This is a genomic window from Caballeronia insecticola (assembly GCF_000402035.1).
Lineage (GTDB): Bacteria > Pseudomonadota > Gammaproteobacteria > Burkholderiales > Burkholderiaceae > Caballeronia > Caballeronia insecticola.
This window is the reverse complement of record NC_021289.1, coordinates 29,546-54,231: the sequence shown is the minus strand read 5'-3', so window position 1 is coordinate 54,231 and position 24,686 is coordinate 29,546. Positions and strand designations below refer to the sequence as shown.

Sequence of the window (24,686 nt, the reverse complement as noted above, 5' to 3'; positions counted from 1 at the left end):
CTTGCGGGGAGAAACTGCGGACATTGGGAGTGACGGCGATTTATGACGGCCACATCATAACGATGCCGGCGTCTTCCCTCAAATCTCTCTTGTCATTACTGCGGGCCGCCACACCATGCGTCGAATCACTGTCCGGACATCGCCCGTTCATGGCCGGGGCGTATTCGCTCTCGCCGATCTTCCGCCGGGCGCCCTGCTGCTCGAATACAAGGGCGCGCGTCTGTCGTGGCGAGAAGCGCAGCGCGCCCATGCACGCTCGGCCGCCGAGGACGGTCACACGTTCTTCTTCGGCCTCGACGACGGCAGCGTCATCGACGGTGCGCGCGGCGGCAACTCCGCGCGCTGGCTCAATCACAGTTGCGCGCCGAACTGCGAGGCGGAGCAGGACGGCGAACGCGTGTTCATCCGCGCGATCCGGCCGATCGGCGTGGGGCAGGAACTGTTCATCGACTATCGGCTGACTGTCGATGGCCGGCGCACTGCCGCCATCAAACAGCTTTACGCGTGCCGCTGTCTCGCGAAAGGGTGCCGCGGCACGATGCTGTCGGGGCGGAAGTAAGTTCTGCATCCCTGCGCCCCCGCCGTCCGTATGATCGATTGAAGCGTCGCCCCGCGAAGCAATCGACATCGTCATGAAGACAGCGATCCAACGGCCGAGCGCAATGTTATATTGCGCGACATACCCAGCCCGAAGCGCAGCCCGACTCATTCTGCCCATGACGGACACTACCTCCGGCAGCACAGGAAATTTCGACGCAAACGCCTCCGACGACGCCGACCGTCTGCGCCGCGAGCGCGTGAACCGTTTGCTTATCGACGTCGCCACGGGCAGCGAGCAGGCGTTCGCGCAGTTGTATCGGGAGACGTCGGGACGCGTGTTCGGCGTGATCGTGCGCATGATGCACGATCGCGGCGAGGCCGAAGACATTCTGCAGGAGGTCTACGCGAGCGCATGGCGGCGCGCCGATTCCTTCGACCCCACGCGCGGCAGCGCGATCACCTGGCTCATCACGCTCGGGCGCAATCGTACGATCGACCGCCTGCGCCAGCATCGCGAGGAACTCTTCGGCGACGACGAAGCGCCCGACATCGCCGACGACGCACCCACGCCCGCCGCCGCAGCCGAATCGAGCGAAGAACGGCGGCGGCTCGAAGATTGTATGGACCGGCTCGAACCGCAGCAAAAGCGCGCGATTCGCGAGGCCTTCTTCACGGGGACCACGTATAGCGAACTGGCGCAGCGGCTCGCGGTACCGCTTGGCACCATGAAGAGCTGGATTCGCCGCAGCCTCATGCAACTCAAGACGTGCCTCGAACAATGAACACGCCCAACCGCGACGAAGACGATCTGCGCTGCGCCGAGTACGCCCTCGGCGTGCTGGATGCGCAGGAGCGCCAGGCGTTCGAGGCGGCCGTCTCGCGCGACGCCGCCCTGGAGCGCACGCTGGAAGCGTGGCAGCGCAGGTTTGCGCCGCTCGCCGAAGACATTCGCGCCGTCGCGCCGCCCGAGCGCGTCTGGACGCGTATCCGCCGCGATCTGGGCTTCATGTCGGCGCAGCCGGGCACCGCCGCCCGCAAGAACTGGTGGGACAGCCTGAGCCTGTGGCGCTGGCTGACGATGGGCGCGAGCGTTGCCGCGCTTGTCCTGCTCGGCGTGAACTTCATCGGCACGCGGCAAGCGCCGCAAGCGCCGACCACGGCGGCCGTGCCGAGCGACTATCTCGTCGCGACAATCTCCCGCAAGGACGGCGCCGCGCACTGGACCGCAACCGTCGACGTACGTCGCGGAACCATGGTCGTCGTGCCTGTCGCGCTTCTGTCGATGCCCGCGGATCGCACGACGGAACTGTGGCTCATCCCGCCGAACGCGAAGCCGATTCCGCTCGGCGTGTTCGCGTCCAACCAACCCGCGACGATGTCGCTGCCGCCGCAAATCCTCGCGCAAATGACGGCGCAGGCCGTACTCGCCGTGTCGGATGAACCGAGCGGCGGTTCGCCGACGGGTGCGCCGACCGGTCCGGTGCTCGCCACCGGCCCGATGCACGCGACCTGATTCATCGCCGGGGCGAGCGCGCAAGGCATCGTCCAGTTTTCGTTCGCCCTCCTCACGCTGCATCCGCCTGGACGCGGCATCCGTATTGCTCTGTGAACACAGGTTCACGGAGCCTTCATGCCCGTCATCTTCACGCTTTTTATCGTTGTCGCCGGTCTCGTGCTGGTGTTTTCCGTTGTGTGGCTCTGGCAGCTACGCACGCAAAACGCCGGCATGGTCGATCCGGTCTGGGCCGCCACGCTCGGCGCGCTCGCGCTTTTCATCGGCGCGTGCGGCACGGGCGCGGCGCTCAATCGCGTGTGCGTCGCGGCGGGCGGCGCGCTGTGGGGCGCGCGGCTCGCGCTGCATCTGTGGCGGCGTAATCACGGCAAGCTAGAAGACCCGCGCTATCACGCGTTTCGCGAACGCTGGGGCACGCACGCCGCGCGCAACATGTTCTGGTTCTTCCAGTTGCAGGCCGTCATCTCGATGTTGCTCGCCGTCGCGTTTCTTGTGCCCGCGTACGCACAGGAAAGCGCAAGCGCGATGAACGTCGCCGCGGCCATCGCGATATGGATCGCCGCGGTCTCGGGAGAAGCCGTCGCCGATCGGCAGTTGAAACACTTCGCCGCGAATCCCGCGCATCGCGGGCAAGTGTGCCGCGATGGCTTGTGGCGCTATTCGCGACATCCGAATTACTTCTTCGAATGCGTGCACTGGGTGGCATACACGGTCCTGTCGATCGGACTGCCGTGGGCCTGGGCCACGCTCGCGCCGCCGCTGCTGATGGCATGGCTGCTGTTGAAGGTATCGGGCATTCCGATTCTCGAAGCGCGTCTCGCCGACACGCGCGACGGCTATCGCGACTACATGCGCACGACGAGCGTCCTGATCCCGTGGCCGCCGAAACGCACATGAACCAGAGAACCAACACGATGAACGTCACCGCCCGCGCCACGCCCGGTTTGCCCGCCGATATGCCCGCGCTCGACGAAAGCCCGCTGATTCGCGCGTGCGAGCGCGGTGTCGTGCCCGATGCGCTCATGCGCTTCGGCATGCGCGCGCTGCTGCGCCGACGTCTCGCCGACGAACATGCGCACGACATCGACGGCTTTGTCGCGGAACTGCGCGCAAGCCCGATCGCCATCGACACGCAAGCCGCCAACGCGCAGCACTACGAGTTGCCGGATGCGTTCTTCGAGGCGCATCTCGGGCCGTGTCTGAAGTACTCGTGCGGCTTATATCCGCGCGGCGACGAAACGCTCGCGCAAGCCGAACTCGCGATGCTCGAACTCTATGCCGAGCGCGCGCAACTCGCCGACGGCCAGCGCATTCTCGATCTCGGCTGCGGCTGGGGCTCGCTCGCGTTATGGATGGCCGCGCGTTACCCGCGCGCGCAGGTGGTCGCGCTGTCGAACTCGCATGGACAGCGCGCGTTCATCGAGGCACGCGCACGCGAACGCGGATTGCAGAATCTGCACGTCGTGACGGGCGATATCGTCAGTTTCGATTTCCCGCGCGACGCCGCCGCCTTCGATCGCATCCTCTCGATCGAAATGTTCGAGCACATGAAGAACTACGGCCTGCTGCTCGCGAAACTCGCGCATTGGCTTGCCGACGACGGACGACTTTTTGTCCACCTCTTCGCGCACAAGACGCTCGCGTATCACTTCACATCGCGCGACGGCAGCGACTGGATGTCGCGTTATTTCTTCACCGGCGGCACGATGCCGTCCGCGCCTTTACTGCTGCACTTTCAGGACGATCTGCGCGTGACGGGTCAATGGTGGCTCGCGGGTTCCCACTACGCGCGCACCGCGAACCAATGGCTTGCCTCGCTCGATGCCGCACGCGAACGCATCATGCCGATGCTGCGCGATGTCTACGGCGACGCCGCCGCGATCTGGTTCCAGCGGTGGCGCATGTTTTACATGGCCGTGGCCGAACTCTTCGGCTACGCGCGCGGCGGCGAATGGGGCGTTGCGCATTATCTGTTCGAGAAGCGTTCGACGGGAGCGGCATCATGAAGCGCGCGCTTGTTGTTGCGTTGGCGGCGGCCGGTGTCGTCGTGGCGATGGCGGCGTGTTCCAGCCCGCCCAATCCGAATCCGCGCGCGGATCAGCCGCTTACGACCGTGCCCGTCGATATTCCGCGTTACATGGGGCGCTGGTACGTCATCGCGAACATTCCGTATTTCGCCGAGCGCGATTATGTCGGCACGCACGTGGAGTGGTCGCTGCGTCCGGACGGCAAGATCGACGACGTCTTCCACGGCCGCAAGAACGGTTTCGAGCAGGCGGAGACCACGCATCATTTCGTCGATACCGTGAAGCCGGATAGCCAGGGCGGCGAATGGAGCGTGCAGCCGTTCTGGCCGGTCCGTGTGACGCAGCTCACGCTGTACGTCGATCCGGACTATCGCTACACGATTCTCGGCTATCCGAACAAGAAGCTCGGCTGGATCTTTTCGCGCGAGCCGACCATGAGCGACGACGTCTATCGCTCGATGCTCGGCCGCCTGGACGCGATGGGCTATGACACCGCGCGTTTCCGGCGCGTGCCGCAATCGCCCGAGCAGATCGGCTTGCCCGGCTTCCAGAGCCCGGGCAACTGAAGCCGCGAGTCGCGCGCCTGCATCCGGGCGCGCATCTGCCTCGTATCGTTTTAAACGACCACGTCCACCCGGCGCGAGGAGACCATTTGGCGTGAGGAGACCACCCGGCATGAACGCATCGGTAGCAGGGGAGAGTCAGCGCATTGCGGTGATCGGCGCGGGAATCGCCGGTCTCGCGAGCGCGTATTTGCTTTCGCGCGCGCATCGCGTGACGCTTTTCGAAGCAGCCGATTATCTCGGCGGTCATGCGCATACCGTCGATGTCGAACTCGATGGCGTGCGGCATCCCGTCGATACGGGCTTTCTCGTCTTCAACGACCGCACCTATCCGAACCTCGTCGCGCTGTTCGACGAACTGGGCGTGACCACGCATCGCAGCGACATGACGTTTTCCGTCTCGCTCGACGGCGGCCGTTTCGAGTGGGCGGGGACGAATCTCAACACCGTGTTCGCGCAGCGGCGCCATCTTTTCTCGCCGACGTTCATCGGCATGTTGCGCGACATTCTGCGCTTCAACGCGTCGGCGCAAGGTCATCTCGAAGCGGCGAGCGTGAACCGTTGCTCGGTCGGCGAACTGCTCGTCGAAGGCGGATACGGCGCGCCGTTTCAGCGCCACTATCTATTGCCGATGGCCGCGGCCATCTGGTCGAGCGCCGCCAGCGACGTCCTGCGCTTTCCCGCCGCGACGTTCCTGCGCTTCTGCCTCAATCACGCGCTGTTGCAGGTGAATCAGCGGCCGCCGTGGAAGACCGTGGCGGGCGGCGCGCGCGAGTACGTGCGGCGCATCGCGGCCACGCTCGACGATGTGCGCCTGCGCGCGCCCGTGCGAGGCGTGCGGCGCGATGCGGATGGCGTCACCGTCATGACCGATGCCGGTCCCGAGCGTTTCGATGCCGTCGTGTTCGCCACGCACGCGCCGACGAGCCTGCGTCTGCTCGACGACGCCACCGCCGACGAACGCGCGCTGCTCGGCGCGGTGCGCTATCAGCGCAACGTCGCGTCGCTGCATACGGATCGCGCGCTGCTGCCGCGACGGCCGCGCGTGTGGTCGGCGTGGAATTACATCGGCGCGCGCGATCGGCCCGGGCCGGTTTGCGTGAGCTATCTGCTCAATCAGCTTCAGCCGCTGCCCTTCGCGACGCCGGTGATCGTGACGCTCAATCCCGTCGATGACCCCGCGCCCGGCACGGAACTCGGCCGCTACGAGTACGAGCATCCACTGCTCGACCTCGCCGCCATCGATGCGCAAGCGCATTTGCCGCGCATTCAGGGCGCACGCCGGACGTGGCACGCGGGCGCGTGGACCGGCTATGGCTTTCACGAAGACGGTTTGAAATCGGCGTTGCGGGTTGCGCGCGATTTCGGCGTCGAGCCGGCGTGGGCGCAGCCATGACACGCGCGCAATGGCTGACCGGCCGTGTGATGCACGAGCGGCTGCGTCCGGCGCGGCATCGCTTCGAATATCCGGTGAGCTATCTGTACTGCGATGTCGCGCGGCTCGATGCGTTGCGAAGCGCGTGGTTCGGTATCGACTGTTTGCGCCCGCTCGCGCTCCACACGCGCGATTACGGCGCGCGCGACGGCAGCGATCTCGACCACTGGATGCGCGCGCGTCTCGCCGAAGCGCACATTCCCGCCGATGGCGCGATCCATCTGCTGACCATTCCGCGCATCTTCGGTTACGCGTTCAATCCGGTGAGCTTCTGGTTCTGCCACGATCGCGCGGGCGCGTTGCGCGCGCTTTACGCCGATGTGCGCAACACCTTCGGCGAGCGTCGCGGCTATTTGCTGAGCGCGCCGGAGCACGCGCCTATCGACGGCGACACCGTGCTCATCTGCCGCAAGACGCTGCACGTTTCGCCCTTCTGCGATGTCACCGGCGACTACGCGTTTCGCGTGCGGCGACGCGGCGAGCATGTCTTCGTATCAATCGATTATCGCGACGGCGACGGCCTGCTGATTCGCACGGCGCTCGGTCTCGTCGCGCGGCCGCTCACCGGCGCGCTCGCGTGGCGCACGCTCTCGCGCCAGCCGCTGCTTGCCGCGAACGTCATCGTGCGGATTCACTGGCAGGCGCTGCGCTTGTGGATGAAGCGCGTGCCTTTCCACGGCAAGCGTCCGCCAGCCAACAACGAAACCAACGACGGGGCCCGACCATGAATCTGCTGCGCTCGTTCTCCGCGCAAGCCGCGCTGCCGCTGTCCGCGCGGCTTTTTCTCGGCCTGTTGCGCCGCATTCGCACCGGGCATCTCGTGCTCGTCATGCCGGACGGCGACCGCTGCGTGTTCGGCGATCCGCTGATGCAGCCCGCCGCGCGTCTCGTCATTCACGACTGGCGCGCCTGCCGTGCGATTCTGCGCGCGGGCGATATCGGCTTTGCGCAGGCGTACCGCGCGCATTGGCTCGATACGCCCGATCCGTGCGCGCTGCTGCGGCTCGCCATGCGCAACGAGGCCGCGCTGCAACGCACCGTCGCGGGCGGCTTTGCGGCGCAATGCTGGCACAACCTGCGGCATCGGCTGCGGCTCAACACGCGCGCGGGCAGCCGCCGCAACATTCACGCGCATTACGACATCGGCAACGACTTCTACGCGCTCTGGCTCGATCCGACGTGGACCTATTCCGCCGCCTGCTTCGACGGCGACGCCAGCCTCACGCTCGAAGCCGCGCAGGAGCGGAAGTATCGGCGCATCGTCGATACGCTCGGACTGCGCGCCGGCATGCGCGTGCTGGAGATCGGCTGCGGCTGGGGTGGTTTCGCGCGCCATGCGGCGCGGCGCGGCATTCGCGTGCACGGCGTGACGATTTCGCCGGCGCAGCACGCGTTCGCCGTCGAGCGCATGAAGCGCGAAGGGCTTGACGGTTTCGTCGATATCGAATTGCAGGATTATCGCGACTTGCACGGCCAGTACGACGCGATTGTGTCGATCGAAATGTTCGAGGCGGTCGGCGAGCGCTTCTGGCAGACGTATTTCCACACGCTGCGGCGCTGCCTGAAGCCGGGCGCGCAGGCGCTGGTTCAGTCGATCACCATTGCCGATGCGCATTTTCCCGCGTATCGCGCGGCGAGCGATTTCATTCGCGAATACATTTTTCCGGGCGGCATGCTGCCGAGCCCGGAGCGCTTCATACGCGCGGCGCAACGCGCAGGACTCGACGCCCGCGCGACGCTTTCCTTCGGCGCGGACTACGCAAGCACGCTGCGGCACTGGAGCCGCGCATTCGAGGCCAAAATCGATGCGGTTCGCGCACAAGGCTTCGACGAAACTTTCGTGCGCACGTGGCGCCTGTATCTGGCTTATTGCGAAGCGGGTTTCGACGAAGCGCGCACGGACGTCATGCATTTCGTCGTAACGAACGACGCCTGATATTTCGAATACCGAAGCAAACGAATCGAAGCAAACAATCGAAGCAAACGAATCGAGCAAAGGAAGGCGGAAAAAAAAGAGCCCCGACGGAGTCGGGGCAAAGTTCGAGACCACCTAATGTAGCGATCAAGCTACGCCGCGAAGCATAGGCACTTATAGCCGCGTTTAACACCAGTAAACTCCGAAACCGAGCTTTCGGGTCGCGTTTATTGATCGATGTCACCCTTCAGAATGCCGCGCGCGCTGCCGATAACAACTTGATAACGCACGCAACCGCCAACAGGCAGCGATTACCGACACGATGAACGCCCATTCCTCCGACAGCCCGCTCCAGGCCGCTTTCCTGCGCCACGAAGACACCCTCGCGCCGGCCGAACGCGCGCTCGGCGAGGACGATCACGCCGTCTACCGGACGCTGCTCGAATCCACCAAGGCGATTCCCTGGAAGATCGACTGGGCGACGATGGCGTTCGCCTATATCGGTCCGCAGATCGAAGCGCTGCTCGGCTGGGAACCGTCGTCGTGGAAAGACGTGAACGACTGGGCCGCGCGCATGCATCCGGACGATCGCGAAGCCGTGGTCAACTTCTGCGTCGCGCAGTCGCAGGCGGGAACGGATCACGAAGCCGACTATCGGGCGCTGACGCGCGACGGCGGCTACGTGTGGCTGCGCGATGTCGTGCACGTCGTGCGCAAGGCGAATGGCGACGTGGAAGCGCTCATCGGCTTCATGTTCGACATCAGCGAGCGCAAGCGCACCGAGGAAAAGCTCGCGCAGTTGCAGAAGGAACTGGAACGCCTGTCGTTCAGCGACAGCCTGACGGGCGTCGGCAACCGCCGCCGTTTCGACGACGTGATGTCGCGCGAATGGGACGCCGCGAAGGCGTCGGGCAAGCCGCTTTCGCTCGTCATGATCGACATCGATTTCTTCAAGTCGTACAACGATTATTACGGCCATCTGCAAGGCGACGAATGCCTGAAGCGCATCGCGCGCGTGCTGGCCCGCGCGGCCGGCGACGAGCATTTCCTCGGACGCTTCGGCGGCGAGGAATTCGCGCTGATTCTCGCCGACACGGACGCCGAGAGCGCCATGCGCACTGCGGAACGCTGCCGCGCGCTGATCGCCGACGAAGGCATCGCGCACGTGCGCTCGCCGCATAACCAGCAGGTGACGGCGAGCTTCGGCGTCGGCACCATCGTGGCGGGCGACCGCATGGACGTGACGACCTTCATCAACCTGACCGACGCGCAGCTCTATCAGGCCAAGGATAACGGCCGCAACCGCATTGCCGCCGTGGATCGCGCGGGCATGCAGGGCGAAGGCTTCAAGGCGCAGTCGCGGTAGCGTTTAAACCCGCCCCGTCACCGGAATCGATGCGCCCGTGATGCATTGCGCATCCGGCGACAGCAGGAAGGCGATCACCGCGCCGAGTTCCTCGGGCTTCACCCAGCGGGCGAAATCGGCGTCGGGCATGTCGCGGCGATTCGGCGCGGTATCGATGATCGACGGCAACACCGCGTTGACCGTCACGCCTTTGTCTTTCAGTTCTTCGGCGAGCGCTTCGGTCAGGCGCATCAGCGCCGCCTTCGACGCCGCATACGCGCCCATTCCCGCGCCCGCCTTCAGCGCGGCCAGCGCACCGACATTGACGATGCGTCCGCCCGCGCCCGCGCTCAACGGCCCGAGCGCCGCCTTCGATGCGTTGAGCGCGGTTTTCACGTTGACGTCGAACATCGACTGCCAGGTGTCGACGCTGCCGTCGCCGATCGTCTCCCAACTGAACGCGCCCGCCACGTTGACGAGCGCATGCAGGCCGCCGGTGCGCTGTACGATCGTATCGATGGCGCGTTGCGCGGCCAGCGCATCCGCCAGATCGATGCCGGTGACGATGCACGCATCGGCAAGCGGCGCGGGCAAGGTTCCGGTCTTGTCGCTGCGTCCGATCAGCGCGATGCGCGCGCCGCGTTCGGCGAGCACGCGCGCCGTGCCGAGCCCCAGACTGCCAAAGCCGCCCGTAATGGCGACGATCTTTCCTTCCAGACTATTCATTGCCTGCTCGCTCCGTTCGATTCCGTTCGATTCCGTTCGATGTCGCCAGAACAAGCATAGGACGGAACGCGCGCCGCCGCGAGTCAGGCCGGCTGGAAATAGAGTTCGGCGGGATTGTCGGCGAGGATCTTGTGCAGCGTGACATCGCTGTCGACGCGGCGCGTCATCCAGTCGAGCATCGCGGCATCGTCGGGCGTCGGCGTGACGTTCGGATGCGGCCAGTTCGATGCCCACAACGCGCGGTCCGGATAGCGCGCGGCGAGCGTGCGCACGAGCGGCGCGATGTCGTCGTAAGCGGGCGGCCCGGTGCGCGAACTCTCGTAGGGCGCGGACAGCTTGATCCAGCAGCGCGGCCCGTCGAGCAGACGGCACAACGACGCGAACGCGGCGCTCTCGGTCGTGACCGGCCCGAGAAACTTGCCGATATGGTCGATCACGAGCTTCGCGGGCAAGCGCGCGAGCAGCGGTTCATGCTGCGGCAGCGTCAGGCCATCGAGCTGAAGATTGATGTTCCAGCCGAACGGCGCAATGCGCGCGGCCATCTCGCTCAGGCAATCCCACGGCAGCAGCCCGCCGGGCAGCATCATGAAGCGCACGCCGCGAATGCCCGCGTCGTGCAGGCGTTGCAGTTCGGCATCGCTCACGTCCGGCGGCACGACCGCGATGCCGCGCGCGCCCTCGCCCAGCCGTTCGATCGCGGCGAGCGTGCAGCGGTTGTCGAAGCCGTAGCCCGTCGGCTGCACGACGATCACGCGCGAAAGTCCGAGCGCGCGCTGCACCTCGCGGTAAGCGTCGGCGGGCGCGGGCGGCGACACGAAAGTGGCGCTCGGCGCAAGCGCATAGCCTTCTTCGTAGACGTGGATGTGGCAATCGCACGCGCCGGACGGAAGGCGCTTCATTGCGTGTGCGCCGGAACGTCGAAGCGCGCGAGGCGCGTCGCATGCGGCGCGTTCACGGCGCCCTGCGGCATGCGGCCGTGGAAGAGCGCGTCCGTCTGCGCGACGGTTTCCAGCGACTGATGCTCGATCGCCGCGGGCGTCAGGCCGCCGACATGCGGCGTCGCGATCACGCGCGGATGCAGCGCGAGCGCGGGCGACGGCATCTGATCCGGCGCGCGTCCGACATCGAGCGCGCAGCCGGCCAGATGTCCGCTATCGAGTGCGGCGAGGAGCGCGGCATCGTCGACGAGTTCGCCCCGCGCCGCATTGACGAAATACGCGCCCGGCTTCATCGCGGCGAAGGCGTTCGCGTTCATGAGGTTGTGCGTCTGCGCGTTGGCGGGCGCGAGACACACGACGAAATCGGCGTCGGCGAGCAGCGTGTCGAAGTCGCACGGATGCACGCGCCGGTCTTCGATCTTCGCGTACGGATCGGACACGATCACGCGCATGCCGAAGGCGAGCGCCAGATCGCACAGATAGCGCGAAATCTGCCCGTAGCCGATCACGCCGAGCGTCGCGCCGCGCAGCTCGCGGCCCATGCGCGGCACGGGCGCGCCGCGCTGGTGATACGCCTCCGCATAGAGAGTCGTCGAGCGGGCAAGATCGAGCATCGCGCCGATCGTCCATTCGGCCACCGACGCCACGAAGCCCGCGCTCGCCTGCGTCACCAGCACGCCGTGCTCGCTCGCGGCGTCGACATCGACGGTGCGGATATCCACCGCGCAGCGCACGAACGCCGCCAGCTTCGGCAGCGCGGCGAACAGCGCGCGCGGCGCGGGCGTTTGCCGATAGCCGATGATCACGTCGGCGTCGCTCGCTGCGGCGGCGAGTTCGGCGGTCGTCAGTTCGCGGCACTCGGCGTTGAAGGTGACATCGGCGATCGCGTTGAGCGCGTCGGCCGCGCGCGCGCCGAAGTAATGCTCCAGCATGTGTCGTGGATGGCTGACGAATACCTTGTTCATGTCCTGGTCCTGAATTGCTGGATGGCTAAAGTGGTCGCTTCACGGCGGCGGTGCGACGGATTCGCGCTCGACGAGCGTGATATCCGTGAACAGCGCCTGCTGCGGATCGGGCAGCGCCTGATCGCTCGGGCGCATCGCGCGTTCAACCATCGCGGCGGCCATCGCCGGGACGGGAAGCTGCACGGTCGTGAGCGCCGGATTCGAAATCGCCGCGAGAAAGTGTCCGTCCATGCCGACGACCGACACATCCTCCGGCACGCGCAAACCCGATTCGCGCAAGCCGGCCATCAGGCCGAGCGCCATCAGATCGTTCACCGCGACGATGCCGGTCGGCCGGTTCGCGTCGCTCGCAAGCTGGCGGGCGAGCGCGCGGCCGTTTTCGGCGATCATCGAATCGCCGTATTCGTTCACCGGACCGCTGTCGAGCACGCGCGCATCCGCCGACAAACCCGCTTCCTCCGCCGCCGCAAGAAAACCGCGAATCTTGTCGCGGCGCGAGAGCGTGAGGCCCGCGAGCGTCGCGTAGCCGAGCCGCGTGTGGCCGCGCGAAATCAGATGGCGCGTCGCGATGCGCGCGGCCTCGAAGTTGTCCGGCGTGACGTGATCGACGCGCGTCGTTTCGCCTTCGTTCGCGCGCCGGTCGTAGCTCACGACGACCATGCCGCGCTCGGCGGCGGTTTCGAGATGGCGTTCGTCCGCAAGCGACGAAATCACGATCACGCGCCGCACGCCGTGCGCGAGCAGATCCTCGAAGAACGACGCTTCCTTCGCCGGATCGCGATACGTGTTGCCGATCAGCACGCGATACCCGTAACGCTCCTGCGCGTAGGTCTCGACTTCGCGGGCGATATACCCGTACATCGGATTGGCGATCGACGGCACGAGCAGCCCCACGAGCGGCGTCTGGCCGGTCTTGAGCTGCCGCGCGAGCGTGCTCGGGCGGTATTGCAGCGCGCTCATCGCGGCCTGCACGCGCGCCAGCGTTTCCTGGCGCATCTGGTCCGTGCGGCCGTTGAGCACGTTCGACACGGTGCTGACGGAAACGCCGGCGTGGCGGGCGACGTCCTGAATGGTGCTCATAACGGGGTTCAACATCCGGCTACAGGCCGAGCCGGGTCGGCAGCCACAGAGAAAACGATGGCACGAGAATGAGTACCACAAGCGCGACGCACAGCACCACCAGATATTTCATCATCGGGCGCGCGACGGCTTTCATGTCGGTGCCGGTGATCGCGCAGGTGGCGAACAGTCCGAGACCGACGGGCGGCGCGAACAGCCCGAGCCCCATTGCGACGACAATCACGGTGCCGAAATGCAGCGGATTGATGCCGAGCTGCGTCGCGATCGGCGTGAGCAGCGGCCCGAAGATGATCAGCGCGGGCGCGCCTTCGAGCACCGCGCCGAACACGATCATGATGAGCACGGAGAGCAGCAGGAACATCGTCGGGCCGTACTGGTGCGCGAAGGCAATCATCGCGTCGGAGACGAGCGCGGGAATCTGCTCGATGGTCAATGCGAACGACACGCTCGACGCCGCCGCGACAATGAACAGAATGCTGCTCGCCATCGACGCCGAGCGCACGAACACGCGCGCCACCGACTTCGGCGTGAGTTCGCGGAACGCGAGCCAGCCGACGACGAGCGCATAGACCACGGCGAACGCGGACACTTCCGTCGATGTCGCGATGCCCGAGGTCACGCCCTTGCCGATCATCGTGATCATCACGAGCGCGACGAGCGCGCCGCCGAGCAACGGCAGCCAGGCGCGCGGATTCGTGAGCGCCGTGGCGATATCGATACGCTTGCCGAAAATCACCGCGACGACCGCGAGCGCGAGCGCCAGCACCGCCGCCGGCACGACGCCCGCGAGAAACAACCCGGCGATCGAGATATTCGCGACGAAGCCCATGATGATCATGTTCACGCACGGCGGAATGGTTTCCGCCATCACCGCGCTGCAGGCGAGCAGCGCCGCGGCCTCGTTCGGGTCCTGGCGGCTCTGGCGCACGGCGGGCATCACGACGCCGCCGACCGCCGCGATATCCGCGAGCTTCGAGCCTGATACGCCGGAGAAGAACGCCGTCGCCAGGATGGTGATGAGGCCGAGGCCGCCGCGCACGCGTCCGAACATGCGCAGCAACAGTTCGATCAGCCGCGACGACATGCCGTTGCTCTCCATCAGCAGCCCGGCGAGCACGAAGAACGGAATGGCCAGCAGCACGAAGTGATCGGTGCCGGCCATGACTTGTTGCGAGTAGACGAGCAGCGGCAGCGACGGCTCCGCGAGGAAATACAGCAGCGCCGAGAAAGCGAGCACGAAGCCGATCGGCACGCCGAGCACCAGCCCGAGCACGAAGCCCGCCGCCAGCAGAAAGCCCGGCTTCACCGCGTGCGCGGGCACGAAGGCGTTCCATGCGAACAGCGCCGCAGCGAGCAGCGCGCATCCGAGCAGCGTGCCGAGCACGGTCTTGCGCGGTCCGTTGAGCGCATTGGCGAGCGCAAACACCGCCATGAACACGCCGCCCGCGACGAGCGGATAAACGTTGATCCACGCGGGCAGGCCGCTCGGCGTCATCTGGCCGTACGAATCGACGAGCAGCAGGCACGACGACACGCACAGATTGCCCGCGACGCCCGCGATGATCCAGTGTCCCGCATGCACGAGCGCGGGCTGCCAGCGCGCGGGCAGCGCGCCGCGAAACAGATCGACGCCAACGTGCTGACTGCGCCCGAGCACGGTCGCCGCGCCGAAGAACACGAGCACGATCATCAATGCGCGGGCGACTTCCTCGGCCCAGTCGACGGGATCGTGCAGAAAATAGCGATAGACGACGGAGACGAACACCACGATCACATCGGCCGCGAGCACGGCCGCGCACAGATATTCGATCCAGTGCATGAGGACGGCCAGGCCGCGCGCAAGCGCAGTGTCCCGGCCGAAGCCCGGCGCGGCGAGTGACGCTTCGGGTCCGGGAGTCGCGGAAAAGGTGGTCATGGCGTCTCAGCCTCGTGCGGCGGCGATCGCCGTGAAGAGCGGCGCGGTCGCCGGATACTGCTTCGCGAAGCTCGCATACAACTGCGATTGCATTTCGCGGCGCGTGGTGTCGCGGTCGGCCTGCGACATCGGGAAGAAGGTCATGCCGCGCTTCTTCAGCTCCTGCTCGGCGCTCGCGGCGGTCTGGATCGCGACGGCGCGCTGCTTGACGGTCGCGTCCTGCGCGGCTTTCTGGAACGCCGGGCGCAGATTCTCCGGAATCTTCGCGAGCGCGCGCCGCCCCATCACGACGACGAGCGGACTGAACACGTGATTGGTCTGCCAGCACGATTTCACGACCTCGTCGTACTTGCTCGCGAGCACGGTCGCGCAATCGTGCTCGAAGCCGTCGACGACGCCGGTCTGCGCCGCCATGTACAACTCGCCGATCGGAATGGGCGTCGGCACCGCGCCCATCAGCCGGAAGGTTTCCATGAACGCGGGCGTCGGCAGCACGCGCAGCTTGACGCCCTTGATATCCGCGAGCGAATGCGCGGGCTTCTTCGTGAAGACGTTGCGCCCGCCGAAGGAATAGCCCCACGTCACGACCGAGCAGCCGGCGCGCTTTTGCAGCAGATCGTCGAACGACTTGCCGACGGTGCCGTCCATCGCGCGGCCGACGTGATCGAAGCCGTCGAACACATAGCCCAGGTCCAGCATGCCGAGTTCGGGCAGCACGGTCGCCCAGATCGACGAGCCGGTCACCATCATGTCGACCGCGCCGACCTTCACCTGCTGCACGACATCGCTTTCCTTGCCAAGCTGGCTGTTCGGGAAATAGTCGATGCGGATCTGATCGCCTACGCTCGACTTCAGATTCGCCGCGAGATTCTGATACCAGACGTAATGCGCGGCGTTTTCGTTGGCCGGCATCGACGACGAAAGGCGCAGCGTGACCACGGGCTGCGCGCGGGCGAGCGTCGGCAATGTGCCGCCCACCGCCGCGAGCGACGCCGCCGAGGCCGTCTGGATGAAGCGTCGCCGGGAAATCGATTGCATGGTGTGTCTCCTGGATGCTGGATGCCGCGAGCGCGGACGAGTGCGTGATGAGTTCGCGATGCTTTCGTCGCGACTGTATCGATTTAGTGTATCGATACAGTAAACACGTCAGCGAGATCGACACATAGGTATTTTCCCGCTGTATCGATTTAGTTGAGGGTGTTCGTGGTGGGATGGGAGACGATCATCGCGTCGCGCTATTCAGCCAGCGCCGAGCCCGCTTCGGGTGTCGAATCCGAGGCGTCGTCGCTCTGCGTGCGTCCCGCGAGCAGCCACACCGCCGCCGCAACCGTCAGCGCGCACACGCCCGCCACGCCGAGCGCGGCGGCAAAGCCGCTCGCAAAACTCTCGCGCGCGAGCCGCACAATTGCCGCACCCGCCGCGCCGTTCAGGCTTTCGCCCGCGTGGGCGAGATCGCCCGCGAGCAGACGCGAAAGGAAGCTCGCATCGAGAACGGATTTCGGATCGGCGAGCGTGCCCGCGTGCGCGTCGAGTGCAGCGTGCGTGCGGCTCGCGAGGACTGCGCCCAGCACGCCCACGGAAGTGACGATCGCGGTGAAGCGCGTCGTCGTGCTGATGCCGGAAGCCATGCCGGTGCGATGCGTCGGCACGCACGCCATGATCGCCTTTTGCGTGTCGCCGTTGAGCACGCCCGCCCCGAGTCCGGTGACGATCATCCCGAGCGCGATCAGCGCATAGCTCGACATGCCCGCGAAAAGCGCCGTCATCAGGTTGCCCACGCCGATGGTCGCGAGGCCGAGCGTCAGCAGCGCCATCGGCGGCACGCGCCTGCCGAGCGATGCGCCGATGCGGGGACCGACGACCATCGCAATCGCAAACGGCAACATGCCGATGCCCGCGCGCACCGCCGGCAGGCCGAACGCGTTCTGCAAATAGAGCGGCAGGAAGGTCATCATGACCTGGGCGCAGGCGGCGTAGCCGAACATCGCGAGGACGGCGGCGACGAAACGCGGCTGGCGAAACAGCGCGAGGTCGATCATCGCGTGCGTCCGGCTGCGCTGCACGCGCACGAACACGGCGAACAGCACCGCGCACGCGGCGAGGCGCGCTTCGGTGCGCCAGTTCGCCCAGCCGTCGCTTTGCGCGTCGATCAGCGCCCAGATACCGAGCGCGAGCGCGGCGGCGAACAGCGCGCTGCCGGCGAGATCGAGCGCGCCTGCGTGCGGATTGCGCGAATCGCGCATGCCGCGCCACGCGCACACGGCAAGCACCGCGCAGATCGGCAGGTTCATCAGAAAGATCCAGCGCCAGCCCGCCCATTGCGTGATGACGCCGCCGACGAGCGGCGCGATGGTCGTCGAGACGCCCATGCATGTGCCCCACACGGCCCACGCGCGGGCGCGCGCCGCGCCTTCGTGGAATGTGTTGGCGATGATCGCCAGCGCCGACGTCAGCAACATCGCCGCGCCGACGCCCTTCGCCGCCCGCGCGACATTCAACGCCAGCGCCGACGGCGCGAGTCCGCAACCGAGCGACGCGAGCAGGAACACGGCGAGCCCCGCGATGAGCATCTTCTTGCGGCCGATGCGGTCGGCGAGCGCGCCGGCCGGCAGCAGACAGGCGGCGAACGCGACCATATAGGCGCTGACGACCCATTCGACATCGGCGAAACCGGCGTGGAAATCGCGCGCAATCGACGGCAGCGCCACCGCGACGACATTGGTGTCGAGCGTGATCAGCGCGCAGGTCGCGGAGGCCGTGAGCAGCACGAAACGGGCGGACGGAGCGTGGTTTGACATGGCGAATGGACGAGACGCGATTCGGAACATCGATGCTAAAGACATCTGTGTTGCGTGTCATTGACATAGAATCGCTGAATAATTAGCGAATCCATCAATAACGATATGTCCGTCGAACTGCGTCACGTCCGCTCTTTTCTGAGCGTCGCGCGGCATCTGCACTTCACGCGGGCCGCGGAAGAACTCGGCATCGCGCCGCCCGCGCTCACCCGGCAGATTCAGGAAGCCGAACGGCTGCTCGGCGTGCGGCTGTTTCATCGCACGAAGCGTTCAGTGGCGCTGACGGCGGCGGGCGAAGCCTATCTCGCCGAAGCCGCGAGCGCGCTCGAACATCTTGCGCGCGGCGCCGAGCGGGCGGCGCTCGCCGAGCGCGGCGAAGCGGGGCGGATCGTCGTCGGGTATGTCGGGTCGGCGGTGTATGCGGGCGTGCTGCAGGCGGCCGTGCGCGGCTTCCGGGCGCGTTATCCGCTCGTCGAAATCGATATAGGGGAAATCGTCATGCGCGAGGCGGGCGCGCTGTTGATGGAAGGACGCATCGACGTCGCGTATGTGCGGCCGCCCGTGCCTCATCCGGAAGGCGTCGAGGCGCGCACCGTGCATCGCGATGCGTTCATCGTCGCGCTGCCCGCCGATTCGCCGCTGGCTTCGTCGGCGGCAATCGCACCCGCGCAGTTGCGCGATCAGTCGTTCGTCGTGCCCGAGCAGGAATCCGGCACGCTCGAAGTGGCGCGGCGCGGGCGCTTCACGGCACGCATCGTCGCGCAGCCGGGGACGCTCGCCGAAGTGCTCGCGCATGTGTCGCTGGGCGGCGACGTCGCCATCGTGCCGCGCTCGCTCGCGCAATGCGTGACGGTGCCGGGCGTCGAGTATCGGGAGATTGCGGGGAAAGCGGTGCCGTCCGAAGTGGCGATGATGTATCGGCGCTTCGAACGGGCGGCGGCGGTGCGGGCTTATCTGGGATTCGTCGGCGAAGCGTAGCGGCGCGGCTTGCACGTTTCTCGCATCTTCATTCGCGATGAATCCGCACCGCGCAGCCCGGCGGCACGAGATCGAACAGTTCGATCACATCGGCGTTATTCATGCGGATGCAGCCGTGCGAGCACGCGGTGCCAATATCCGCCTCCGCCGCCGTGCCGTGGATATAGACGAAGCGCCGCAGCGTGTCCACGTTGCCGCCGCGATTGCGTCCCGGCTCCATGCCCTGCAGCCAGAGAATGCGCGACAGAATCCAGTCGCGCTCCGGCTCGCGCGCGGACGCATCGGCGCGATGAATTTCGCCGGTTGCGCGCCGCCCGACGAAGACCGCGCCCGCCGGTGCGCCGCCGCCGATTTTCAGGCGCACGCGATGAAGCCCGAGCGGCGTGCAGCCGCTGCCCGCCGCGCTTCCCGGGCCGTTCAGCGCGGTGGAAACGGGAAATGTCCGCGAGCGTCCGCCGGGCAGCGTGAGCGTGAGCGTTTGCGTGCGGATACTGATATCGATGACGGGTGGCGGAAGAGTGTTCATCGTAGAGAGCCCGACGTGAGTTCGTTCAGCGCGGACGATAGCATCCGGCTCACAGGCCGGCCAGTTCGGCGATGACGTCGAATCCCGCTTCATGACGTTGCGCAAGCATCGCCGCCTGATGACGCAGCGCGTCGCGATCGGCTTGCATGGCGCCGAGCATCGCATCGTGCAATTGTTCGATCGGCACGACGCCCGGCGTGTCCGCGCCTTCCCACGTCGATGTATACGCTTGCTGTTTGCGGGAATCCGCGTGCCGAAAGTTGATGCGCGGCAACGCATACGCCATCGCGACGATCCGCCCGTGCAGACTGCTGCCCGCGAAACCCGCACTCTGCGCGATCAACGCGCAGATATCCCACACGTTCAGCGACGGGAAAATCCTCACGTCGGCGTGATGCATGCGCCGCGCCATGCGTTCGTAGACGGCGATATCGTCGTGCCACGGCGCCGCGCCCGCGCGAAACAGCGCGATGCCGCGTCCGCTCGCGGCGCCGAGCAAATCCAGTTGACGGGCGAGGTCCGCGAGCGTCGCGTCGTCGCCGAAATCGGCGCTGAATTGCACGGCGATATAGCCGCGAGGAAATGCGCGCCGCATCTCGGCGACCGCGCCTGCGTTCGCGTGCGCCGCGATGCGCTCGCCGAAGAGCGCGGCGATCATCGATGCGGGATCGGGAACGAGAGGCGCATCGATTCCGGCCGCGCGCAATGCGGCTTGCGTTTGGGCATCGCGCGAGGTGATGGCGTCGCCGGTGCGCAGTTTCGCGAGCACTTCGGTGCGCATGGGTGCATCGATTGCATCGATGGTATCGACGGTATCGAGACCCGCGCCGCCGATTGCATTGAAGCAGATCGACCGCGCGTGCGGAAACGTCTCGCGCCCGATCACGTACGGCGCGAGCGCGTCCGTTGCGAGCACCGACCTCGCCCACGCGCGGCGATCTTCCACGCGCGAGCCGTGGCGTGCGATGCGCGACTGCGCTTCGTCGGGATTCGTCAGCATGACAGCGGCTTGCCAGGCATCGCAAGTCAAGAGTTCGCCGCCGGCGTGAATCAGCGTCACGGGTTCGTCGCGCCAGCGTGCCGCCAGTCGCGCAAGCGCCGCCGTTTCGTGACCGCCTTGCGCGCGCAGGTCGCGCCGCGCGCAGCCGGCGAACACGGGCGCGCGTCCGGCGCAACGGTCCGCCAAAAGACGCGCGACCACATGGGCGAACAGCATGTCGCCGAAATTGTGACGGTCGAACGCGCCGAAGATGATGAGCGGCAGCTTCGTGGACGCGCTGGCGTCGGCCATATCGCCGGATTGCTCTTCGAACATCGTGCGCCTCCTTTTCAACTCGATCCGTTCCGTGCCGCTCCTCTCACGATCGTCTAATTCTCGCCGATCAGACTTCCGTCACACGCGGTACGAGCGTCGTACGAGAGGAGGGAAGCATGAAGATCGAACCGGCAGCCGTCGCGGCGGCTTCGCTGCTTGCAGACGATGCGCATCGCGAAACGCCGCCCGAAAGTGCAACGCCCGATACGCGCGATTCTTCCGAGCCGATGCGCTACGAAGATTTGCTCCCCTATCTGCTTCTGCCGATGGCAGGCGCGTACTGAACGGAAGACACGGTCATGTTCCAACGAGAAGGCGTCACCTATGCGTTTCATCACATGGGTATTCCGACGCATGAAACGCGCGAAGGCGAGCGTTACAGCCCGCAATTCCGCATGTACACGAGCGACGCCGAGTGCGCGCTGCTGCACGTGCAGTATCACCGTTTCGAGGCAGGCAGCCCGCTGCCCGAACTGATGCGCACGGTGCCGCACGCCGCGTTCAAGGTGAGCGATCTGGCGAAGGCGATCGAAGGCAAGAAGGTGCTGCTCGGCCCGTACGAACCCATCGACGGATTTCGCGTCGCGGTGATTCAAGATGGCGAAGCGCCCGTCGAACTGATCGAGACTTCGCTCACCGACGAGCAGATTTGGGGGCGTACGCAGAGCGGCACGCAGGCGTCGATTTATCGGAAGGATTGAGGTTTTATTCTTCTATCGCGGCTCGCATGCCACGATTTCCGTCGGCTCAAAAAAACGCCCCGCGCGGATTCAACCACGCGGGGCGTCTCTTTGTGGCGCTGCGTTCAAGCCGTCACGCGCGTGATCCCGCCGCTCGACAGCAACCGCACGCGCTGTCCCGCATAGAACCACTGGCCGTCGGCGCTCTGGGTGATCGCGCGCAGATCGCCGTTATCGAGGCGCACGGTGATTTCCAGTCCCTTCTGACGATCCATGCGGCCTTCGACTTCGTTGCCCGCCACCGCACCCGCAATGCCGCCGATCACGCCCGAGAGCAGCGATCCATGTCCGCGCCCGATCGCGCTGCCCGCCACCGCGCCCAGCAGGCCGCCGCCGATTGCGCCGAACGGGCTCGGCTGGCCGTCGTTGGCGTCGATCGTCACGGGGCGCACGCTTTCGACGGTCGCCATGCGCACGGTCTGTTCGTGCTGCGTCTGGAGGTCGTTGTAGACGTCGGCGGAACTGCCCATCCCGCCCATGGATGCACATCCGCTCATGCCCACCGTGCAGGCGACGGCCAGTGCGCAGACTGCGATGGTCGACTTGTTCATGATTCGCTCCTCAGTTTCGCGATGTTGTCCGGTCGGTCCTCGAATCACGGGACCGCGTTGCCATGGAAAACATCGTAAAGAGGCCGAATGAGCCTTGAATGAGGATGCGTGGCGCGCTTGACCTGCATGATTGAAGCGCTTATACAGAACTCTCACCGCTCGCGACCGGAGTCTTGAATGACAAGAAACGCGGTTCTCGTAATGTGCGCAGTCGCCCTGACCGCCTGTTCGACGGGCGGCTCCAACACTCCGCCGCCGCCCGGCACCGTCACGACGACGCTTCCTTCCGGCGGCGTCTACAAAGGCACGCTCAAGGGCAGCAACGCCTACGCCACGCTCCTCATGCTGTTCGACGGCACCGCGTATCTCTTCTACGGAGGCACGGGCGGCGCGGATCTCGCGGGCGTCGCGGTGGCAGCCAACGGCGCGCAAACGAGCGACGGACGCTTCACCAGCACGTCGGCGTTCGACTATCGGCTGGGCAAGACGGCTGCGTCGCCTGCCGTCTTCAGTGCGGATTTCGCGCATGCGCCCGCCGTCGATGGCACCGTTGCAACGCAGGACGGCAGCGCCGGCCTCGCCTTCACCGCAACCGCGCTGCCGATGCTCGATGTCGCGCCGAGCCGCGCCAACGTGGGCGGCCTGTACAGCGGACGCGGCATGTCGCTCGGCGGCGCGACGCCAATGCGCATCACGGTCGCCGGCGACGGCTATCTCGCCGGCACGACCACTTCCGGCTGCATCTTCAAGGGCCGCACGGCGCCGCACGAAGGCACCAACGCCTACGACGTCTCCGTGACGTTCGGCCCCGCGCCCTGCCCGCTTCCCGATGCGACCGTGACCGGCAATGCCGTGCTCGACGGCGCGCGCCTCATGGTTGCGCTGCCGAGCCCGGACCGCACGAACGTGTTTCTCTTCGACGGCCGGAAATAGATTTCGAAGCAAAACGGCAAGCGACGGGAGAACTTCCCGTTCGCTGCTTACACCACTGCTTACGAAAGCGATTTCTATCCTAAGATTGTTTTCACTGCAGGCAGCGTCGTCGCGATTGCGTCCGCTTGCTTTTGAGGCCGCGCGTGTCGATGGAATCAGGCTTGTTGTTCAGTGCACTTCCAAAAAGCCGTACAACAGGAGACAACCAGATGACCGTAACGCTCAAGCTCTTGCCGCTCGCCGTCGGCGCGATGTTCGCCTGCCTGCCGTATGCGAACGCGGCGCAGGACAACGTCAACACGCTCTCGAACTTCCGTCAGACCGGCAACACCACGCCGGCGGAAACCATTCCCCAGGCTGGCCAGACCGCCGACGCGCTGCGCAAGAATCTCGAGCAGATCAAGCTGCCGCCGGGCTTCAAGATCGAGCTGTATGCAGTGGTGCCGGAGGCGCGGCACATGGCGATCGAGCCGTCGACGGGCGTCGTGTTCGTCGGTACGCGTAAAAATCGCGTGTGGCAGGTGACCGATCGCACCAAGCAGCGCATGGCGAGCGATGTCGTGCAGTTTGCGTCGTCGGTGCCGTTCAAGGTGCCGAACGGCGTCTGCTTCTCGCCCGACGGCGTGCTCTACGTGGTCGAGCAGAATCGCGTGCTGGCTTTTCCGGCTGCGCAATTCTTCGGCGAAGGCGGGCCGGACGTGGCCGCGGCGGTCGTCGTGCCGCAGGGCAAGCTGATCCCGACGCAGTTCGAGAGCTTCAACCACGGCGCGCGCGCATGCCGCATCGGCCCGGACAAGAAGCTGTATATCGCGCTCGGCCAGCCGTGGAACGTGCCGCCGAAGGACAAACTCGCCGATCTCGACCGCAACGGCCTCGCCGGCATCGTGCGCATGGATCAGGACGGCAAGAACCGCGAAGTCTATGCGCACGGCGTGCGCAATTCGGTCGGCCTCGATTTCAATCCGAAGGACAAGACGCTGTGGTTCACGGATAACCAGGTCGACGGCATGGGCGACGACGTCCCGCCCGGCGAGCTGAATCACGCGACCAAAGCCGGCGAAAACTTCGGCTTCCCGTGGTACGGCGGCGGCAAGGTGCGCACGGTCGATTACAAGGACCAGAATCCGCCGGCGGGCGTGGTGTTCCCGCAGGTCGAGTTCGCCGCGCACGCCGCCGATCTCGGCATGTCGTTCTACAACGGCAAGATGTTCCCGCAGAAATATCAGGGCGGCATCTTCGATGCGGAGCACGGCTCGTGGAACCGCACGAAGCCGATCGGCGCGCGGATCATGTACATCCCGATCAAGGACGACGGCACGGCGGGCGAGGCCGAAGTCTTCGCGGAAGGCTGGCTCACGCCGAGCGGCGAGTACATGGGCCGCCCGGTCGACGTGCAGACGCTGCAGGACGGCTCGCTGCTCGTCTCCGACGACTACGCGGGCGCGATCTATCGCATCTCGTACACGGGGTCGAAATGAGGTTCGCGCTGACGGCGTTGCTGCTGGCGGGTGCGCTGGCGGCGGTGTCGGGCACGTCGTCCGCCGCCGGCGACATCAAGGCCGGGCGCGCAAAGGCGACGGCGTGCGCGGCCTGTCACGGCATCGACGGCATGTCGAAACTGCCCGAAGCGCCTAATCTCGCCGGCCAGACGGAGGAATATCTCGTGAAGGCGCTGAACGACTTCCGCTCGGGCGAGCGCAAGAACGAGATGATGTCGATGATGGCGAAAACCTTGTCGGATGCGGATGTCGCCAATCTGGCTGCGTATTACCACAGCCTCGGCAAGCAGTGACATCGGCCGATGTGTTGCGAATTTGCTGCGGTACAGTCCCGATTGCGATTTTTTTAATTTTAGGGGTTGACGGATTATCCTAAGGGTTTAT

Annotated in this window: 26 protein-coding genes; 16 read left to right on the top strand and 10 right to left on the bottom strand. The window is 66.0% G+C overall.

The window, feature by feature from the left end:
* Nucleotides 1-115: 115 nt before the first annotated feature.
* The 10 genes from BRPE64_RS24950 to BRPE64_RS24905 all read left to right on the top strand — a co-directional run bounded on the left by BRPE64_RS24950 (nucleotide 116) and on the right by BRPE64_RS24905 (nucleotide 9,359).
* Nucleotides 116-559: an SET domain-containing protein gene (locus BRPE64_RS24950; RefSeq protein ID WP_016347701.1), complete on the top strand. Its 444-nt coding sequence runs from the start codon at nucleotides 116-118 to the stop codon at nucleotides 557-559.
* Between the two features lie 157 nt (nucleotides 560-716).
* On the top strand, nucleotides 717-1,322 hold the full coding sequence (locus BRPE64_RS24945) for a sigma-70 family RNA polymerase sigma factor (RefSeq protein ID WP_016347700.1): 606 nt from the start codon (nucleotides 717-719) through the stop codon (nucleotides 1,320-1,322).
* Nucleotides 1,319-2,053, top strand: a complete 735-nt coding sequence (locus BRPE64_RS24940; protein WP_016347699.1) for an anti-sigma factor — start codon at nucleotides 1,319-1,321, stop codon at nucleotides 2,051-2,053. Before BRPE64_RS24945 ends, BRPE64_RS24940 begins: the two co-directional genes overlap by 4 nt.
* Before the next feature lie 117 nt (nucleotides 2,054-2,170).
* On the top strand, nucleotides 2,171-2,950 hold the full coding sequence (locus BRPE64_RS24935) for a DUF1295 domain-containing protein (RefSeq protein ID WP_016347698.1): 780 nt from the start codon (nucleotides 2,171-2,173) through the stop codon (nucleotides 2,948-2,950).
* Between the two features lie 59 nt (nucleotides 2,951-3,009).
* Entirely contained in the window at nucleotides 3,010-4,059 is a 1,050-nt protein-coding gene (locus tag BRPE64_RS24930; RefSeq protein ID WP_232519344.1) for an SAM-dependent methyltransferase, read from the top strand.
* The gene (locus BRPE64_RS24925; protein WP_016347696.1) at nucleotides 4,056-4,646 is read left to right on the top strand and encodes a lipocalin family protein; all 591 of its coding nucleotides are present in this window, start codon (nucleotides 4,056-4,058) and stop codon (nucleotides 4,644-4,646) included. The genes BRPE64_RS24930 and BRPE64_RS24925 overlap by 4 nt, the downstream gene beginning before the upstream one ends.
* A 109-nt stretch (nucleotides 4,647-4,755) precedes the next feature.
* Nucleotides 4,756-6,039: an NAD(P)/FAD-dependent oxidoreductase gene (locus BRPE64_RS24920; protein ID WP_016347695.1), complete on the top strand. Its 1,284-nt coding sequence runs from the start codon at nucleotides 4,756-4,758 to the stop codon at nucleotides 6,037-6,039.
* Nucleotides 6,036-6,806 carry a DUF1365 domain-containing protein gene (locus tag BRPE64_RS24915; RefSeq protein WP_016347694.1) on the top strand — a complete coding sequence of 257 codons (771 nt, stop codon included), beginning with the start codon at nucleotides 6,036-6,038 and terminating at the stop codon, nucleotides 6,804-6,806. Before BRPE64_RS24920 ends, BRPE64_RS24915 begins: the two co-directional genes overlap by 4 nt.
* Nucleotides 6,803-8,014 carry a class I SAM-dependent methyltransferase gene (locus BRPE64_RS24910; protein WP_016347693.1) on the top strand — a complete coding sequence of 404 codons (1,212 nt, stop codon included), beginning with the start codon at nucleotides 6,803-6,805 and terminating at the stop codon, nucleotides 8,012-8,014. Before BRPE64_RS24915 ends, BRPE64_RS24910 begins: the two co-directional genes overlap by 4 nt.
* A gap of 301 nt (nucleotides 8,015-8,315) precedes the next feature.
* Nucleotides 8,316-9,359, top strand: coding sequence for a GGDEF domain-containing protein (locus tag BRPE64_RS24905; RefSeq protein WP_016347692.1), 1,044 nt, complete (start codon nucleotides 8,316-8,318; stop codon nucleotides 9,357-9,359).
* A 3-nt stretch (nucleotides 9,360-9,362) separates the two neighbouring features.
* On the opposite strand, the gene BRPE64_RS24900 is transcribed toward BRPE64_RS24905, so the two are convergent.
* From BRPE64_RS24900 to BRPE64_RS24870, 7 genes are all read right to left on the bottom strand, one after another.
* The gene (locus BRPE64_RS24900; protein WP_044043225.1) at nucleotides 9,363-10,064 is read right to left on the bottom strand and encodes an SDR family NAD(P)-dependent oxidoreductase; all 702 of its coding nucleotides are present in this window, start codon (nucleotides 10,062-10,064) and stop codon (nucleotides 9,363-9,365) included.
* Nucleotides 10,065-10,147: 83 nt separating this feature from the next.
* A complete protein-coding gene (locus tag BRPE64_RS24895) occupies nucleotides 10,148-10,963 on the bottom strand; it encodes an amidohydrolase family protein (RefSeq protein ID WP_016347690.1) in 816 nt (271 codons plus the stop codon).
* Nucleotides 10,960-11,967 (bottom strand): NAD(P)-dependent oxidoreductase, encoded by a 1,008-nt coding sequence (locus tag BRPE64_RS24890; protein ID WP_016347689.1) that lies wholly within the window; start codon nucleotides 11,965-11,967, stop codon nucleotides 10,960-10,962. The genes BRPE64_RS24895 and BRPE64_RS24890 overlap by 4 nt, the downstream gene beginning before the upstream one ends.
* 39 nt (nucleotides 11,968-12,006) lie before the next feature.
* Nucleotides 12,007-13,047 (bottom strand): LacI family DNA-binding transcriptional regulator, encoded by a 1,041-nt coding sequence (locus BRPE64_RS24885; RefSeq protein WP_016347688.1) that lies wholly within the window; start codon nucleotides 13,045-13,047, stop codon nucleotides 12,007-12,009.
* A 19-nt stretch (nucleotides 13,048-13,066) separates the two neighbouring features.
* The gene (locus tag BRPE64_RS24880) at nucleotides 13,067-14,962 is read right to left on the bottom strand and encodes a TRAP transporter large permease (RefSeq protein WP_016347687.1); all 1,896 of its coding nucleotides are present in this window, start codon (nucleotides 14,960-14,962) and stop codon (nucleotides 13,067-13,069) included.
* 6 nt (nucleotides 14,963-14,968) lie between these two features.
* Nucleotides 14,969-16,000, bottom strand: coding sequence for a TRAP transporter substrate-binding protein (locus BRPE64_RS24875; protein WP_016347686.1), 1,032 nt, complete (start codon nucleotides 15,998-16,000; stop codon nucleotides 14,969-14,971).
* Between the two features lie 197 nt (nucleotides 16,001-16,197).
* Nucleotides 16,198-17,760: an MFS transporter gene (locus BRPE64_RS24870; protein WP_232519320.1), complete on the bottom strand. Its 1,563-nt coding sequence runs from the start codon at nucleotides 17,758-17,760 to the stop codon at nucleotides 16,198-16,200.
* A 105-nt stretch (nucleotides 17,761-17,865) separates the two neighbouring features.
* Between BRPE64_RS24870 and BRPE64_RS24865 the strand changes: the two genes are divergently transcribed.
* On the top strand, nucleotides 17,866-18,738 hold the full coding sequence (locus BRPE64_RS24865) for a LysR substrate-binding domain-containing protein (protein WP_016347684.1): 873 nt from the start codon (nucleotides 17,866-17,868) through the stop codon (nucleotides 18,736-18,738).
* Between the two features lie 28 nt (nucleotides 18,739-18,766).
* Here the strand turns inward: BRPE64_RS24865 and BRPE64_RS24860 are convergent, their stop codons facing one another.
* The gene (locus tag BRPE64_RS24860; protein ID WP_016347683.1) at nucleotides 18,767-19,264 is read right to left on the bottom strand and encodes a L,D-transpeptidase; all 498 of its coding nucleotides are present in this window, start codon (nucleotides 19,262-19,264) and stop codon (nucleotides 18,767-18,769) included.
* A gap of 49 nt (nucleotides 19,265-19,313) precedes the next feature.
* Nucleotides 19,314-20,579 (bottom strand): polysaccharide pyruvyl transferase family protein, encoded by a 1,266-nt coding sequence (locus BRPE64_RS24855; RefSeq protein ID WP_016347682.1) that lies wholly within the window; start codon nucleotides 20,577-20,579, stop codon nucleotides 19,314-19,316.
* 116 nt (nucleotides 20,580-20,695) lie between these two features.
* Here BRPE64_RS24855 and BRPE64_RS33320 point away from each other — a divergent pair, with 116 nt between their 5' ends.
* On the top strand, nucleotides 20,696-20,863 hold the full coding sequence (locus tag BRPE64_RS33320) for a hypothetical protein (protein WP_016347681.1): 168 nt from the start codon (nucleotides 20,696-20,698) through the stop codon (nucleotides 20,861-20,863).
* A gap of 15 nt (nucleotides 20,864-20,878) precedes the next feature.
* The gene (locus BRPE64_RS24850; protein ID WP_016347680.1) at nucleotides 20,879-21,280 is read left to right on the top strand and encodes a glyoxalase/bleomycin resistance/dioxygenase family protein; all 402 of its coding nucleotides are present in this window, start codon (nucleotides 20,879-20,881) and stop codon (nucleotides 21,278-21,280) included.
* A gap of 104 nt (nucleotides 21,281-21,384) precedes the next feature.
* On the opposite strand, the gene BRPE64_RS24845 is transcribed toward BRPE64_RS24850, so the two are convergent.
* Nucleotides 21,385-21,870, bottom strand: a complete 486-nt coding sequence (locus BRPE64_RS24845; protein WP_016347679.1) for an outer membrane lipoprotein — start codon at nucleotides 21,868-21,870, stop codon at nucleotides 21,385-21,387.
* Between the two features lie 201 nt (nucleotides 21,871-22,071).
* Between BRPE64_RS24845 and BRPE64_RS24840 the strand changes: the two genes are divergently transcribed.
* The 3 genes from BRPE64_RS24840 (at nucleotide 22,072) to BRPE64_RS24830 (ending at nucleotide 24,595) form a co-directional block, all read left to right on the top strand.
* Nucleotides 22,072-22,803: a hypothetical protein gene (locus BRPE64_RS24840; RefSeq protein WP_016347678.1), complete on the top strand. Its 732-nt coding sequence runs from the start codon at nucleotides 22,072-22,074 to the stop codon at nucleotides 22,801-22,803.
* A 209-nt stretch (nucleotides 22,804-23,012) separates the two neighbouring features.
* Nucleotides 23,013-24,281, top strand: a complete 1,269-nt coding sequence (locus BRPE64_RS24835; RefSeq protein ID WP_016347677.1) for a PQQ-dependent sugar dehydrogenase — start codon at nucleotides 23,013-23,015, stop codon at nucleotides 24,279-24,281.
* Entirely contained in the window at nucleotides 24,278-24,595 is a 318-nt protein-coding gene (locus BRPE64_RS24830; protein ID WP_016347676.1) for a c-type cytochrome, read from the top strand. The genes BRPE64_RS24835 and BRPE64_RS24830 overlap by 4 nt, the downstream gene beginning before the upstream one ends.
* Nucleotides 24,596-24,686 lie beyond the last annotated feature (91 nt).